15 protein-coding genes are annotated in these 16,279 nt (G+C 41.5%); 9 read left to right on the top strand and 6 right to left on the bottom strand.

The window, feature by feature from the left end:
• Positions 1 to 98 precede the first annotated feature (98 nt).
• From gyrB to dnaA, 4 genes are all read right to left on the bottom strand, one after another.
• Positions 99 to 2,516, bottom strand: a complete 2,418-nt coding sequence (gyrB, locus tag H5164_RS18845; protein WP_124016568.1) for a DNA topoisomerase (ATP-hydrolyzing) subunit B — start codon at positions 2,514 to 2,516, stop codon at positions 99 to 101.
• 15 nt (positions 2,517 to 2,531) lie between these two features.
• Entirely contained in the window at positions 2,532 to 3,614 is a 1,083-nt protein-coding gene (recF, locus tag H5164_RS18840; RefSeq protein WP_124016569.1) for a DNA replication/repair protein RecF, read from the bottom strand.
• A 93-nt stretch (positions 3,615 to 3,707) separates the two neighbouring features.
• Positions 3,708 to 4,808: a DNA polymerase III subunit beta gene (dnaN, locus tag H5164_RS18835; protein WP_182757316.1), complete on the bottom strand. Its 1,101-nt coding sequence runs from the start codon at positions 4,806 to 4,808 to the stop codon at positions 3,708 to 3,710.
• A gap of 19 nt (positions 4,809 to 4,827) precedes the next feature.
• Positions 4,828 to 6,213, bottom strand: a complete 1,386-nt coding sequence (gene dnaA, locus H5164_RS18830) for a chromosomal replication initiator protein DnaA (RefSeq protein ID WP_124016571.1) — start codon at positions 6,211 to 6,213, stop codon at positions 4,828 to 4,830.
• 445 nt (positions 6,214 to 6,658) lie between these two features.
• Between dnaA and rpmH the strand changes: the two genes are divergently transcribed.
• The 6 genes from rpmH (at position 6,659) to H5164_RS18800 (ending at position 11,088) form a co-directional block, all read left to right on the top strand.
• Positions 6,659 to 6,796, top strand: coding sequence for a 50S ribosomal protein L34 (gene rpmH / locus H5164_RS18825; RefSeq protein WP_006083827.1), 138 nt, complete (start codon positions 6,659 to 6,661; stop codon positions 6,794 to 6,796).
• Positions 6,797 to 6,808: 12 nt separating this feature from the next.
• Positions 6,809 to 7,165, top strand: a complete 357-nt coding sequence (gene rnpA, locus H5164_RS18820; protein WP_124016572.1) for a ribonuclease P protein component — start codon at positions 6,809 to 6,811, stop codon at positions 7,163 to 7,165.
• Positions 7,132 to 7,386 (top strand): membrane protein insertion efficiency factor YidD, encoded by a 255-nt coding sequence (gene yidD / locus H5164_RS18815; protein WP_124016573.1) that lies wholly within the window; start codon positions 7,132 to 7,134, stop codon positions 7,384 to 7,386. The genes rnpA and yidD overlap by 34 nt, the downstream gene beginning before the upstream one ends.
• A 3-nt stretch (positions 7,387 to 7,389) precedes the next feature.
• Entirely contained in the window at positions 7,390 to 9,018 is a 1,629-nt protein-coding gene (yidC, locus tag H5164_RS18810) for a membrane protein insertase YidC (protein ID WP_182723699.1), read from the top strand.
• Positions 9,019 to 9,098: 80 nt separating this feature from the next.
• Positions 9,099 to 10,460 (top strand): tRNA uridine-5-carboxymethylaminomethyl(34) synthesis GTPase MnmE, encoded by a 1,362-nt coding sequence (mnmE, locus tag H5164_RS18805; RefSeq protein WP_124016575.1) that lies wholly within the window; start codon positions 9,099 to 9,101, stop codon positions 10,458 to 10,460.
• A gap of 7 nt (positions 10,461 to 10,467) precedes the next feature.
• Complete coding sequence (locus H5164_RS18800; protein ID WP_182698847.1) at positions 10,468 to 11,088, top strand: PolC-type DNA polymerase III; 621 nt, start codon at positions 10,468 to 10,470, stop codon at positions 11,086 to 11,088.
• A 58-nt stretch (positions 11,089 to 11,146) separates the two neighbouring features.
• Here the strand turns inward: H5164_RS18800 and H5164_RS18795 are convergent, their stop codons facing one another.
• Entirely contained in the window at positions 11,147 to 12,013 is an 867-nt protein-coding gene (locus tag H5164_RS18795) for a LysR substrate-binding domain-containing protein (protein WP_182723700.1), read from the bottom strand.
• A 141-nt stretch (positions 12,014 to 12,154) separates the two neighbouring features.
• Here H5164_RS18795 and H5164_RS18790 point away from each other — a divergent pair, with 141 nt between their 5' ends.
• Both H5164_RS18790 and fghA read left to right on the top strand, forming a co-directional pair.
• A complete protein-coding gene (locus H5164_RS18790; protein WP_182698828.1) occupies positions 12,155 to 13,285 on the top strand; it encodes an S-(hydroxymethyl)glutathione dehydrogenase/class III alcohol dehydrogenase in 1,131 nt (376 codons plus the stop codon).
• Between the two features lie 73 nt (positions 13,286 to 13,358).
• Positions 13,359 to 14,204, top strand: a complete 846-nt coding sequence (gene fghA / locus H5164_RS18785; RefSeq protein WP_182757315.1) for an S-formylglutathione hydrolase — start codon at positions 13,359 to 13,361, stop codon at positions 14,202 to 14,204.
• 63 nt (positions 14,205 to 14,267) lie between these two features.
• On the opposite strand, the gene H5164_RS18780 is transcribed toward fghA, so the two are convergent.
• Positions 14,268 to 15,635 carry a sodium:alanine symporter family protein gene (locus H5164_RS18780; RefSeq protein ID WP_182698829.1) on the bottom strand — a complete coding sequence of 456 codons (1,368 nt, stop codon included), beginning with the start codon at positions 15,633 to 15,635 and terminating at the stop codon, positions 14,268 to 14,270.
• A gap of 115 nt (positions 15,636 to 15,750) precedes the next feature.
• Here H5164_RS18780 and mioC point away from each other — a divergent pair, with 115 nt between their 5' ends.
• Positions 15,751 to 16,191: an FMN-binding protein MioC gene (gene mioC, locus H5164_RS18775; protein ID WP_182698830.1), complete on the top strand. Its 441-nt coding sequence runs from the start codon at positions 15,751 to 15,753 to the stop codon at positions 16,189 to 16,191.
• The last annotated feature ends 88 nt before the right edge of the window (positions 16,192 to 16,279 follow it).

Below are 16,279 nucleotides of genomic sequence, written 5' to 3'. Positions count from 1 at the left end.
TAATAACCTTATGAGAAGTTGAATTAAATACTATATAACCATAGTAAAAAAATACAAAAAAGGGTGCCCTATAGGCACCCTTTTTTTTAAAAACGCGCTTATACGTCTAAGTTAGCTACATTGAGCGCATTAGTTTCAATAAACTCACGACGCGGCTCAACTTGATCACCCATTAAGCAGGTAAATAGCTGATCGGCAGCAACAGCATCTTCAATGGTGACACGTAACATACGACGTGATTCAGGATCCATTGTAGTTTCCCACAATTGCTCAGGGTTCATTTCACCCAATCCTTTATAACGTTGAATATACAGACCGCGTTTTGCTTCACTGATAGTCCAATCTAACGCTTCTAAGAAGCTTTCAACTTCCTTAACACGCTCGCCACGTTGTACATAGCCGCCTTCTTCAATCATACCGTCTAACGCAGCACCTAATTTAGCAATACGTTGGTAATCGGTTGAGGTGAAGAAGTCATAACCAAATAAATAATTAGTATCAATACCGTGTTTACGGATCGTCACGCTAGGGGTATAAACCTTACGCTCAGGATCAAGCATCACATTAACGGTAAAGATAATTCCGCTGCTTTCTCGATCAATTAAGTCCGCGATAAAGGCATTACACCAAGTCGTCATCTTCGCTTCATCACTCAACACATCTGCTGTCACTTCAGGGTGATACAACATGCGGTCAAGTAATACTGCTGGGAAACGCTTTTCTAGACGCTTAATAATACGTTCAACTTCACGATACTGGGCGACTAAACGCTCTAATGGCTCACCAGACATTCCCAACGCACCTTGGCTTGGGTAAATATTAGTGCCATCAAGTGCTTGAGTGGTTAAGTATTCAGTTAATGCTGGCTCATCTTTCAAATACTGTTCTTGCTTACCTTTTTTCACTTTAAACAGTGGTGGTTGCGCAATATAAATATAGCCACGTTGGATTAACTCAGGCATTTGACGGAAGAAGAAGGTCAACAGCAAGGTACGAATATGTGAGCCGTCGACGTCAGCATCGGTCATGATGATGATGTTGTGATAACGCGTTTTATCTGGGTTATATTCGTCACGGCCGATACCACAACCTAATGCAGTAATAAGCGTTGCGACTTCTTGTGAAGATAACATCTTGTCAAAACGCGCTTTTTCTACGTTTAAGATTTTACCTTTCAGTGGAAGAATAGCTTGGTTTTTACGGTTACGTCCCTGCTTGGCAGATCCGCCAGCAGAGTCCCCTTCCACGATATAGATTTCAGAAAGACCAGGATCTTTCTCTTGGCAGTCAGCCAGTTTTCCTGGCAAGCCACCTAAATCTAATGCACCTTTACGGCGAGTCATTTCACGAGCTTTACGCGCCGCTTCACGTGCACGAGCCGCGTCTACAATTTTGCCGACAATTAATTTAGCATCTGCAGGATTTTCTAATAGGTAATCGTTTAACTGCTCACCCATGGTTTGTTCAACTGCACTTTTCACTTCACTTGATACAAGTTTGTCTTTAGTTTGTGAACTGAACTTAGGATCTGGCACTTTCACAGAAATAACCGCAGTTAAGCCTTCACGGGCATCATCACCAGTAGCACTGGTTTTACCTTTTTTGTTAAAACCTTCACGTTCCATGTAGTTATTCAAGTTACGTGTTAATGCACCACGGAAGCCCACTAAGTGAGTACCACCATCGCGCTGAGGAATATTATTGGTAAAACAGAAGATGTTTTCTTGATAACCATCATTCCACTGCATGGCAACTTCGACAGTAATACCGTCATCACGCTCTTGTGAAAAATGGAATACATCTTTGTTTATTGGCGTTTTATTACGGTTTAAGTAATCTACGAAAGCACTAATACCACCTTCATACTTAAAGAACTCATCTTTGTTATCACGTTCGTCAACTAAACGAATACCCACGCCAGAGTTGAGGAAAGACAGTTCACGTACTCGTTTGGCTAAAATTTCGAAATGGAATTCAACGTCGGTAAACGTCTGACTACTTGGCCAAAAACGAAGTTCGGTACCGGTTTTAACTGCATCACCGATTTCTTTGATCGGCGCATCTGGTACCCCATGAGTATAAAACTGCTCATAGACTTTACCTGCACGACGAATGGTTAACTGTAGTTTTTCTGATAAGGCGTTAACGACCGACACACCCACGCCGTGAAGACCGCCAGAGACTTTGTAAGAGTTATCATCAAACTTACCACCAGCATGAAGTACGGTCATAATAACTTCAGCGGCAGAGATCCCCTCTTCCTCGTGGATTGACACAGGAATACCACGACCATCGTCTTTTACTGAGACTGAACCATCAGAATGAATGGTAATGGTGATATCGCTACAATGGCCGGCTAAAGCTTCATCGATAGAGTTATCAACCACTTCGAATACCATGTGATGAAGACCTGTGCCATCATCAGTATCACCAATGTACATACCAGGTCTCTTACGGACTGCATCAAGGCCTTTTAATACCTTGATACTCGAAGAATCGTAACTATTCTCTGACATATTTATCTCTCGTTGTTATTCAATAACCGTTACTCGCCCTTGTTCCACATGAAACATCCTGTTTGGAGGGCTAGATAACGAATCGACTATTGCTTGCGGATCGATCGCAGTGACAAAAATTTGTGCACCGGTTTCGGTTAACTGCTGAAGCAATAGCTGCCTATGCTGTGCATCCAACTCCGACGGTAAATCGTCGACTAGATAAATACTATTTTTATCCAGTTGTTGTTTGAGCAACTTTCCCTGTGCAATACGCAGTGCACAGACTAATAATTTTAATTGTCCACGGGACAACGCATCCTGCGCTGGTAAATTACCCACTCGCAAACGTAAGTCTGCTTTGTGGGGGCCGCTGCCCGTATTACCAGCGGCTAAATCTCTTGAGTATTGGTTTTCAAGTAATTGGGCAAAATCCGTTTTACTGTCCCATCCTCGGGTAAAAGAAACCTTAATATCAATATGAGGTAAAAACACCCCGATTATACCCTTTAGTAGCTCATTTAACGAGTCTACATATAGATTTCGTATATCGGTAACCTGTTCAGCATACCGCACCAACTCCTTATCCCAAAACTGTATTTGGCTGTAGGAAGATTGATTTCTAAGTAATTGATTGCGCTGCTTTAATACCTTTCGAGTATTCACCCAAGCTTGATAAAAATTCGGATCAGAATGAAATGCACCCCAATCGATAAATTGACGTCGAGCTTTAGGTCCCTCGAACAATAACGAAAAACTTTCTGGGGTGATGACTTGAATAGGCAAGGTTTCGGCTAAGGTCGATAAACGCTTAACCTTTTCACCATCAATTTTAACTTCTGTCTCACCACTTCGATAACGACGTAAACCTATTTTACAGTCTCGTTCAGCGTCTATTAAATGGGCAAACAAGGTGAGTTTATCGTCTTCATGGTTGATCACACGTTGCGATAAATGGCTACGAAATGAGCGGCCCATACCCAAAAAATAAATAGCTTCAAGAATACTGGTTTTGCCACTGCCATTTTGACCGTAAATCAAATTTAAGCCCTTACAAGGCTCCAATGATGCTGAGGTAATGTTACGAAATGAACTGATGGTAATACGCGATAAACTCATGAAAACCTATTTGTGATAACCGCTGTGATTAATCCAGTAAAGACAAATAAGGCGCCTTACAGCACCTTATATAACTTGTTAGACAATAATCCGTTATAGACGCATTGGCATCACCACGTACATAGAATCTTCTTCTTTGTGGTTTTCAATCAAGGCACTCGAATTGCCATCAATTAGAGTAATACGAACTTCATCACTGGCTAAGTTATTTAAAACATCAAGTAGATAACTAACGTTAAAACCAATTTCTAGATTGTCAGAGTCATATTCAACATCAATGATCTCTTCAGCTTCTTCTTGCTCAGGATTATTAGCGGTAATTTTTAATAAACCAGATTCAAGCTGAATACGTACACCACGGAATTTTTCATTCGACAGAATAGAAGCACGGGTTAACGCTTGCTTTAATTGATTACGACTGGCGATGACCACTTTGTTGCCACCTTTAGGTAACACTCGGCGGTAATCAGGGAAACGTCCATCAACTAGTTTACTGGTAAACACAGCAGAACTGGTAACCGCTCGAATGGCATTATCACCAATAGCAATGGTGATGTCCTGATCGTCACTGTCGAGTAAGCGCGCCATTTCAACCACACCTTTGCGCGGTACAATGACTTGCTTTTCAGGTAATGTCACCTCAAGGGTGCGATGGCTTAATGCTAAACGGTGTCCATCTGTAGCGATAGCACGTAATACATTACCTTCGGTTTCAAATAACAATCCATTGAGATAATAACGCACATCTTGGTTGGCCATTGAAAACTGAGTAGAGTCAATTATCGACTTCAACACACCTTGCTTTAAGCTAAATTCAATATCCGCTTGGAATGCTTCAACGTTGGGGTAATCTTCGGCAGGTAATGTTGCTAAGGAAAAACGGCTACGGCCTGAACGCAATAACCATTTATTATCTTGCTGTTCGACTTTTAATTCACTTTGCTCTGGCAATGACTTAACAATATCCAGCAGTTTTTTGGCAGGAACGGTCGTACGACCGACATCAATATCACCATGAATTGCCGCTTGGCCCACTAACTCAACTTCTAAATCAGTGCCCGTTAGCTTAAGTGAATACTCACTAACTTCAACTAATAAGTTGGCTAAAATAGGTAAATTGTGTCTGCGTTCTACCGCGCCGCACACTAGCTGCAACGGCTTTAATAGGGCGTCCCTATCAATTGAAAATTTCATCGTGTCTAGATTCCCTGAATTAAGAAGACAAAGTTCTAATCAAGTTAGCATAATCTTCTTTAATATCATGACTTTCTTCGCGCAATTGAGCGATTTTACGACAAGCATGTAATACTGTCGTATGGTCACGACCACCAAAAGCATCACCTATTTCCGGTAAACTTTGGTTAGTAAGTTCTTTAGATAGCGCCATCGCCACTTGTCTAGGCCTTGCCACACTGCGAGAACGGCGTTTAGACAGCATATCTGCCATTTTTATTTTGTAGTATTCAGCAACTGTCTTCTGAATATTGTCTATAGTGACTAATTTTTCTTGCAGTGCCAAGAGATCTCTTAATGCTTCACGCACAAAGTCGATAGTAATTGGACGACCAGTAAAGTTAGCATTAGCAATCACGCGGTTTAGCGCGCCTTCTAACTCACGTACGTTTGAACGTAAACGCTTAGCAATAAAAAATGCCACTTCATCAGGTAGGTTTATTCCGCTCTCTTGTGCTTTACGCATTAAAATCGCTACGCGGGTTTCTAACTCTGGTGGCTCAATCGCTACCGTTAAACCCCAACCAAAGCGTGATTTTAAACGATCCTCGACCCCGTCAATCTCTTTAGGGTAACGATCTGAGGTTAAAATAATTTGATGATTACCTTCTAATAATGCATTAAAGGTATGAAAAAATTCTTCTTGAGAACGATCTTTATTGGCAAAAAATTGAATATCATCAATAAATAATGCATCGACGCTACGATAATAACGCTTAAACTCTTCGATCGCGTTGTTTTGTAATGCTTTAACCATGTCCTGAACAAAACGCTCAGAGTGCATGTACACCACTTTAGCATTGGGATTATTTTTAATAATACCATTGCCAACTGCGTGTAAAAGATGAGTTTTACCTAAACCAGTGCCGCCATATAAAAACAACGGATTATAAGCGCCACCTGGATTTTCAGATACTTGCAAAGCCGCAGCTTTACCTAACTGATTCGATTTACCTTCAACGAAGTTATCAAATTGATAGGTAGGATTAATATTACTACGATGATTAGGATTAATAATCGGTTCGGCTTGGGTATTAAAAGACGTCGTTCCCACTTGAGCTTTGGTTTGACGATTCACAGGCTTAACCGCTACCGGAGCTGGCGCAACCGGACGTGCAGAAGGACGACTACCAATATCAAAACGTAACTTAGGTGCATTACTACCCATTTGTTCAGTAAAAAATTGATTAATGATATTGATGTATTTATCGCGTACCCAATCCAGCACAAAACGATTAGGTGCATACAAAACTAATGTATCACCATCCATTTCAGCTTGTAACGGACGGATCCACATACTGAACTGCTGTGCTGATAACTCGTCTTGTAGTCTACCGATACATTGTTGCCAAAGTGAAACCGCCACTTATTTATCCCCAAATATCTTTAATCAAAGGAGATGTATTCTATAGTGAGATCACAATGATCGCTATCCTTTAAAGCAGAATTATCCCCAGCGAGATCATTCTGTGTATAAATAGATGATCTTCCATGATCAAAATCGATCGGTAAATAGTAAAAATCAAGCAAATCCAGCTTTATTAACCGATCCAACTTGATCTATAATAGCCTTTCTTTGATCTGCTGAAACAACGAAAGATCCACAAGATATAGTGTCTGTACACAGACTTATCCACATCTTATGGTGCTTAATGCTTAGTAGCTTCAAATAAAGATTGGCAGAAATTTATCATATAAGTACTTTCGTTATTGACGACAGTACTTAAAGTGATTACAATTCGGCCTCTTTTTTGCCCTTACCTCTAATGTTGGAGATAAGGAAAATTCACTAACAAAGACGGATTGCCATCATGAGTAAACGTACTTTTCAACCTAGCAACCTGAAGCGCAAGCGTTCTCACGGCTTCCGCGCTCGTATGGCTACTGTAGGCGGCCGTAAGGTGCTTGCACGTCGTCGTGCGAAAGGTCGCGCTCGTTTATCTGCGTAAGTAGATAACTAGGTGACTAGCTATACCTTTTCGCGGGAGTTACGTTTGTTAACTCCCGCGCAATTTAAATCTGTATTCTCCAATCCAATCAAAGCATCCTCTGCTGAAATAACTCTGCTCGCAATTCCAAATTCAGAGCAACATCCCCGTTTAGGATTAACTGTGGCCAAACGTTTTGTTAAACGTGCAAACCAACGTAATCGCATTAAACGTGTGATAAGAGATAGTTTTCGTTTACATCAACACGACATCCCAGATATCGATATCGTTGTATTAGTCAGAAATGGCGTGATGGAAATGGAAAATGCAGAAATACAAAAATTAATAGAAAAGCTATGGCACAAACTCAGTCGCCGTTACAATGGCTAGCAACTACGTTTATACGTGGTTACCAAATTTTTATCAGCCCTTTATTGGGACCGCGTTGTCGGTTCAATCCAACCTGTTCTTATTATGCTATAGAAGCAATAAAAACACATGGAACAGTGAAAGGTAGTTGGTTTGCAATGAAACGCATATTAAAATGTCACCCTTTACATCCCGGCGGTAGTGATCCCGTCCCCCCTAAAAATGACAGGTGTAATAAATAGGCTATGGAATCTCAACGCAATATATTGCTAATCGGTCTGCTTTTTGTCAGCTATTTAATGTGGACACAGTGGCAAACAGATAAAGCACCAAAACCGGCAACAGCTCAAACTGTTACCCAAACTAACGCCTCATCACAGCACAGTGCTGATGTTCCAGAAGCAGATATCTCAGGGACACCAGTAGAATTACCTGCAACGACAAACCTTATTAGCGTCAACACTGACCAGCTTGATATTAAAATCAGCCCAGTTGGTGGTGACATTGTTTATGCTGCATTAGTAGAACATAAACGCGAAATCGACAGTAACGACCCCTTTGTTATTTTAGATCAGCAAAATGAGTTCACTTATATTGCTCAAAGTGGACTTATTGGGCGTGATGGTATTGATAGCAGCGCTAAAGGCCGTGCAACATATAGTGTTCAGGCTAGCTCATATTCTCTAGCTGATGGTAAAGACACATTAACAGTGCCATTTACATACACAGCAGATAACGGTGTCACCTACGTAAAAACCTTTACGTTTACCCGTGGTCAATATGACATCAAAGTTGATTACAGCATCAACAACATTTCAGCTGCACCATTACAAGTGCAAATGTATGGTCAAATTAAGCAAACGATTAAAGAATCAGAAAGTAGCATGATGATGCCAACCTACCGTGGTGGCGCTTTCTCGACTCAAGATACTCGTTATGAAAAATATAACTTTGACGATATGGCAGACAAGAACCTAGCTAAAGTTACACTCGGTGGTTGGGCAGCAATGCTACAACATTACTTTGTGTCAGCTTGGGTTCCACCAGCAACAGATTCAAATACTATTTTCACAAGCTTAAGTGCTGGTGGATTAGCTAACATTGGTTTCCGTGGCGCGGTATATGATATTGCACCTGGCGCAACACAAAATATTAGCTCACAGTTTTATGTCGGTCCTAAAAACCAAAAAGCGCTTTCAGCGATTTCTGAAACCTTAAACTTAGTTGTTGATTACGGTTTCTTATGGTGGTTAGCCATTCCAATCCATTGGTTATTGATGTTCTATCAATCATTTGTGGGTAACTGGGGTGTAGCAATCATTTTGATAACACTGACAGTGCGTGGTGGTTTATACCCACTAACGAAAAAGCAATATACCTCGATGGCCAAAATGCGTAATCTTCAGCCTAAATTGACTGAGATGAAAGAACGCTTTGGTGATGACCGTCAGAAAATGGGTCAAGCCATGATGGAGTTGTATAAGAAAGAGAAAGTAAACCCTATGGGCGGTTGCTTACCTATTCTGTTACAGATGCCGATCTTCATCGCACTTTACTGGGTATTACTTGAAAGTTATGAATTACGCCATGCGCCATTCATGCTTTGGATTACCGACTTATCAGTACAAGATCCATACTATGTATTGCCATTGTTAATGGGCTTATCAATGTTCTTGATGCAGAAAATGCAGCCTGTAGCGCCAACAATGGATCCAATGCAAGTGAAAATGATGCAGTGGATGCCGGTTATCTTTACCGTGTTCTTCTTATGGTTCCCAGCAGGTCTAGTACTTTACTGGTTAGTGGGTAACTTAGTTGCCATCACTCAACAGAAGATTATTTATGCTGGTCTTGAGAAAAATGGCATAAAATAGCCTAAGCTCAATCTTGTATAACTGATTAAAAAGGCGGCTGATTAGCCGCCTTTTCCTTTATCAATTTTATAGGTACTACCGTGACAACAGACACTATTGTGGCGCAAGCCACCGCACCTGGACGAGGTGGCGTAGGTATCATTCGTGTATCAGGCGACTTAGCCACTAATGTCGCAACGGCGATTATTGGCCATGTTCCAAAAACCCGTTATGCAGAATATTGTGACTTTAACAATGCCGACGGTCAGGTTATTGACCAAGGTATTGCACTTTTCTTTAAAGGTCCCAATTCATTTACTGGCGAAGATGTCCTTGAACTGCAAGGCCATGGCGGCCAAATTGTGCTGGATATGTTGATTAAACGCGTCATGGAAATTGACGGCATACGTATAGCCAGGCCTGGTGAATTCAGCGAACAAGCCTTTATGAATGATAAGCTCGACTTAACTCAGGCAGAAGCGATTGCTGACTTAATCGATGCCACCAGTGAGCAAGCTGCCAAAAGTGCATTGCTATCACTCCAAGGTGAGTTCTCAAAAGAAGTTCACGAGCTTGTCGACCAAGTGACCAACTTACGTTTGTATGTCGAAGCTGCGATTGATTTTCCAGATGAAGAAGTCGATTTTTTATCTGATGGTAAAATTGCCAATGCCTTATATAAAATCATCGATAAATTAGACACAGTGCAAGACAGTGCCAAGCAAGGCTCCATTATCCGCGAAGGCATGAAGGTAGTGATTGCCGGCCGTCCTAATGCCGGTAAATCAAGCTTACTCAATGCATTAGCCGGTAAAGAGTCGGCAATTGTCACTGAAATTGCAGGCACAACTCGTGACGTACTACGTGAACACATCCACTTAGACGGCATGCCACTGCACATCATAGATACTGCGGGGTTAAGAGACACACTCGACACAGTTGAACAAATTGGCATTGAGCGCGCATGGGCCGAAATAGCCACTGCAGATAGAGTTTTGTTTATGGTTGATGGCACGACAACTGAGGCTATCGATCCTCGCGAGATTTGGCCAGACTTTATCGACCGCCTACCATCAAAACTCGGCGTAACGGTTATTCGTAATAAAGCTGACATAACTGGTGAAACGTTAAATAATACTGAAGAACAAGGTTACAGCGTTTACCGCATCTCAGCTAAGACAGGCTTAGGTGTTGAAGAATTAAAACAACATCTTAAATCATTAATGGGCTACCAAAGTAACTTAGAAGGCGGCTTTATTGCACGTCGTCGCCATTTGGAAGCACTCGATCTTGCCGCCAGTCACTTGCAGTTAGGTAAAGAGCAGCTTGAAGTGTATTTAGCCGGAGAGTTACTGGCTGAAGAACTGCGTATGTGCCAAATGGCATTATCTGAAATCACCGGTAAATTTACCTCAGACGATTTGCTCGGTAAGATTTTTGGCTCATTTTGTATCGGAAAATAACCAAGCTATGATCCCCACACTCGCAAATCAGGTTGTGATACTCGATTTTGAAACCACAGGATTATCACCCGATAATGGCGACCGAGCCATTGAAATTGGTGCGGTAAAACTGGTTAATGGTCAAATAGTCGATACCTTTCAGGAACTGATTAACCCTGGTCGGCGAGTGAATAGCTTTATTGAGCAGTACACTGGCATCAGTAATGAAATGCTGAAACATGCCCCAGCGTCTAAACAAGTCATGGGGCAGTTTGCCAAATTTATTGCTGGCTTTAATCTGGTGGCACACAATGCCAGCTTTGATAAAAAGTTTCTCGATGCTGAATTTAGCCATAATAAACTGCATTACACTGGTCAGTTTGCTTGCTCGTTATTATTGTCTCGACGTATTAGCCAAGATGCCCCGAATCATAAGCTTGGCACATTAGTCGATCATCACCAGTTACCTAACGATGGTGTGTTTCACCGCGCTTTAGCCGATGCCACCATGACCAGCCATTTATGGTTATATCAAATTGATGTGTTACAGCAGCAACTGCCCAAGCAAGCTATTACTATTGATATCATCAATAAAATATCCAGCCTTCCAAAAGCGCAAATTGCGCGTTATCTGCGAACCATGAGTTAAATCTCAGCCTAAAAAAATAAGCTTGGGAACCTAATAGACTACAACCAAACAGGGTTAATTAAAGCTGTTGCGATAACTTATCAACCAGCAATCTCACTTTAGGTGATAAATGGCGATTATGTGGATACAAAGCCCAAATACCTTCTTTAGGTTGTTGAAAAGATGCAAGTAATACCACTAACTCCCCTTCAGCAATAGCATCATTGACGTAATATCCCGGTAACTGCACAATCCCCAAACCACAAATAGCCGCATTTAATAAACTCAAACCACTACTACAGGCCAAAGATCCATGCACTTTTACCGTCTTGGGTTTACCTTGCTCAACAAAATGCCAATGAGACTGACTGCCAATTAAACAATTGTGCTGGCTCAACTCTGATAACGCATAAGGCGTACCGTATTTAGCGATATAACTCGGAGCTGCGCACACATATTGGCTGCGACTTGTCAGTCGCTTTGCCATCATGGTTGAATTAGTTAACCGCCCTAACCTAATAGCCAAATCATACCCACCATCCACCAAGTCAAGTTGCTGATTAGTCAGCTCGCAAATCACTTCAATGTCGGGATATTGTTGCATAAAATCAATGACTATCGGCATGATAAACTTTTCACCGTAAGTTACTGGTGCGGTAATTCTAATAAGTCCCTGTGGCTTATCTTTTAAGCTGGAAATAGCACGCTCAGCCTCATCAAGGCTGTTTAATACTTGGCGGCAATGCTGATAGTAAACTGTACCTTCTTCGGTTAACGATACTTTACGAGTGGTGCGATAAAATAATTTGGTGTTTAAACGATTTTCAAGCTGACTGATTTGTCGACTCACTTGCGCAGTAGAAATACTTAAACGCTTACCCGCCACGGTAAAACTGTCAGTTTCAGCCACAGCCACAAACTCAAAAATCCCTTCCCACTTCATCATTATTACATTCTCGTAAAAGTCATTTACAAAATAAGCTAATTATCATTGTATGATAAACAAATACAATAGCTAAATACACTACACTGTAGTAATACCTCTTAACCATGTTGACCATGGTCGTTAATGTTAAGGAAATCATTTATGTCAGCACAATTTATAAAATCAAAAGCCGCTATTGCTTGGGGACCAGGCCAGCCACTATCGGTAGAAGAAGTCGACGTAATGTACCCAAAAGCGGGTGAAGTGATGGTACGTATTGTGGCATCAGGTGTCTGTCATACCGATGCTTTCACGCTTTCAGGTGATGATCCTGAAGGGGTATTCCCAGCTATTCTTGGTCATGAAGGCGGCGGTATTGTTCACATGGTCGGTGAAGGCGTGACTAGCGTACAAGTTGGCGATCATGTTATTCCGTTATACACAGCAGAATGTGGAAAATGTAAATTCTGTACCTCAGGTAAAACCAACCTCTGTAGTGCCGTTCGCGCTACCCAAGGTAAAGGACTTATGCCTGATGGCACCACACGTTTCTTTAAAGATGGCGAGCCAATCTTCCATTATATGGGCTGCTCAACTTTCTCGGAATACACAGTATTACCAGAAATATCATTAGCTAAAGTTAACCCAAGTGCGCCACTTGAAGAAGTCTGTTTACTGGGTTGTGGTGTCACCACAGGCATTGGTGCGGTACTTAAAACAGCTAAAGTGCAACCAGGCGATACGGTTGCTATTTTTGGTTTAGGTGGCATTGGTTTATCGGCCATTATTGGCGCGACTATGGCAGGAGCTAGCCGTATTATTGGTATTGATTTAAACGAATCAAAATTTGAATTGGCTAAAAAACTTGGCGCGACTGACTGTATTAATCCTAAGGATTTTGATAAACCAATCCAAGATGTGATTGTTGAAATGACCGACGGTGGTGTCGATTTCTCATTTGAATGTATTGGTAACGTCAATGTAATGCGCAGTGCATTAGAGTGCTGCCATAAAGGCTGGGGCGAGTCGGTGATTATTGGTGTTGCTGGTGCCGGCCAAGAAATATCAACCCGTCCATTCCAGTTAGTCACTGGTCGTGTATGGCGTGGCAGTGCATTTGGTGGCGTTAAAGGACGCAGTGAGTTACCTGGTATTGTTGAACAATACTTAGCGGGTGAGTTTAAGTTAGATCAATTTATTACTCACACCATGGGCCTTGAAGGTATTAACGAAGCATTTGATTTAATGCACAAAGGCGAAAGTATTCGAAGTGTGATTCACTTTGCTAAGTAATATTTAATTGCTCATCACAGGCGCAGTTAAGGGTAAAGTCACTTAACTGCGTTCTGATAAATAAGGACACATAATGACCATTGAAAGTATCAGCAGTACCAAAGCATTTGGTGGTTGGCATAAACAATATAGTCATCATTCAAGCACGCTTAATTGTGCAATGCGGTTTGCCATTTACTTGCCGCCCCAAGCAGAAAGCCAACCAGTACCTGTTTTATATTGGTTGTCAGGACTCACTTGTACTGATGAAAATTTTATGCAAAAAGCAGGTGCACAACGTATAGCAGCTGAATTAGGTATGGCGATAGTCGCGCCCGATACTAGCCCTAGAGGAGAAGGCGTCGCAGATGATCCCGACGGCGCTTATGACTTTGGTTTAGGTGCAGGCTTTTATCTTAATGCTACCAAACCGCCATTTAGTCAGCATTATCAAATGTATGATTACGTGGTTAACGAACTGCCGGCATTGATTGAAGCTCATTTTCCGGTAACAGAACAACGTAGTATAAGCGGCCATTCCATGGGTGGACATGGTGCCTTAACCATCGCACTTAAAAATCCGCACAGATATAATAGCTTGTCAGCATTTAGCCCAATTTGTCATCCAATGGACTGTCCTTGGGGTATAAAAGCATTTCGCGGCTACTTAGGTGATGATCAGCAACAATGGCAGCAATACGACAGCTGTGAGTTGATGGCTAAAAGCCAGCAATTTGTGCCTGCGCTGGTGGACCAAGGCAGTAAGGACAACTTTTTAGACGAACAACTAAAACCGCAAATCTTAGTGCAAGCCGCTAAAAACAAAGGCTACCCGCTAGAACTAAGAATGCAGCCAGGCTATGACCACAGCTATTATTTTATCGCGACCTTTATTGAAGACCATCTGCGTTTTCATGCAAAGCACTTAGCCCTTTTATAGACAGCTACTGTCATTAAAATAAAAACGAGCCCTTCAGGCTCGTTTTTTATCTCTATGAATACCCTAATGACTTTTTTCTAAGCGAGAAAAATAATCTTTTGCTGCAGCCCTAACCTTAGGCGCCAGCAATAAAGCAGACGTCATAGTCGGTATTGCCATTAACGCGTAAGCGGCATCAATAATGTTAACAATTTCTTGCAAGCTAGCCGTTGCGGCAAACAAAATGGCTAATAAATAAAAGTATTGGTAAAAACGGATACGTTTACGCCCAAATAGAAACGCAAAACACTGACCACCATAAAATGCTTGGGTAAATATGGTACTAATGCTGAAAAATATCACACATAAAATAAGTAAATACGGCCCAACACCAGGCATAGTAATTTCAAAAGCTTGCGCCGATAAATTAACCCCTTCAGCTTCAGTACCTTGCCACACACCCGAGATTAAAATAATCATAGCAGTGGCAGTACAAACCAATAGAGTATCAATAGCAGGGCCTAACATGGCCACTAAGCCTTCTTTAACTGGTTCATTGGTTTTGGCACTACCATGAGCCATAACCTCAGTGCCTATCCCAGCCTCGTTTGAGAATGCAGCACGACGAATACCAATTAGCATAGTCCCTAAAATACCGCCACCTACTGAATTTAATGAAAAAGCCTCGGAGAAAATAAGACTAAAATATCCCGGTATTTGCTCAATATTTGTCACTATTACATACGCAGCGCAGCTCATGTAAATTAAGATCATTAATGGCACAACTTTAGATGCTACTGTCGCGATCCGCTTAATACCGCCTAAAATCACGCTGGCAACAATCACCATCACCACAATACCTAAGCTTAAATCGAGCCAAAAAGTGGATTGATCGGCAGGAAAATGACCTGGTTTAACAAATACCCATTCACGAATGATCTGCACTAATTGATTAGAATTGAATAAAGGAAAGTTACCAATTAAACCAACAACGCAGAAAAACACGGCTAAAAAATGCCATTTTTTACTCAATCCTTGGGTAATGATGTACATAGGACCACCCTGCACATCACCATTCTCATCTTTACCGCGGTACATAATGGCTAAGGTACAGGTAAAAAACTTGGTTGCCATACCAACAATAGCGCTAATCCACATCCAAAAAATAGCCCCTGGGCCACCCACCATAATGGCAACAGCGACACTACCAATATTGCCCATTCCCACGGTACCAGCCATGGCACTGGATAACGCCCCAGCATGACTAATATGACCTTCGGCGCCATCATCAGGATACTTGCCCCTAACGACATTAATCGCGTGACCTATATAGCGAAAAGGCACAAATCGAGAGTAAATAAGGAAGAATAACCCGCCGCCGACGAGTAAAATAAGCATGTGTGGACCCCATGCAAGGTCGGCAAATTGTTTAGTTATTTCAGCAATATTCATTAAAACCTGTTGTTATATTGTTAAATAGAGCTTAAGAAAATACTGATATTACCCACACAGCGCAATGAAAAATAAGCGTAAAATAGATGAATAAATTTAATCATTGGAAATCAACATGACAAAAATAGCATTATTAGTAGGCACAACATTAGGCGGTTCAGAATATGTTGCCGATGAAATGGCAGCTCAACTAACTCAGTTAGATCATCAAACAGAGGTATTTATAGAGCCAAATTTGGATGAATTAGCTGATTTTTCACTGTGGATCATTGTCTGTTCTACTCATGGAGCTGGCGATCTACCCGATAATATCGTGCCTTTTTATCAACAATTAATGATCGAAAAGCCCGATCTTAGTCATATTAAGTTCGCATTGTGTGCAATTGGCGACTCAAGCTATGATACTTTTTGCCAAGGACCTGAGAAAATCATCGCACAACTTTTACAGCATGGATCAAATGCTATTGTGGATAAGCTCCAAATCGATGTACAACACGATCCTATCCCTGAAGAACCTGCTCTAGCGTGGTTGTTACAATGGCAGCATCTTATCTAAACACCAATAACCCCGAGCTTATCTTGCATAAATCATGATCAATCCACAGATTAGATCACACTTACCCACAATATAACCTTTATAAGTA

It is taken from the genome of Shewanella sp. SG41-3, assembly GCF_014164545.1.
Classification (GTDB): Bacteria; Pseudomonadota; Gammaproteobacteria; order Enterobacterales; family Shewanellaceae; genus Shewanella; species Shewanella vesiculosa.
The sequence above is the reverse complement of the archived record's forward strand: the minus strand, read 5'-3'. Positions and strand labels throughout refer to the sequence as shown.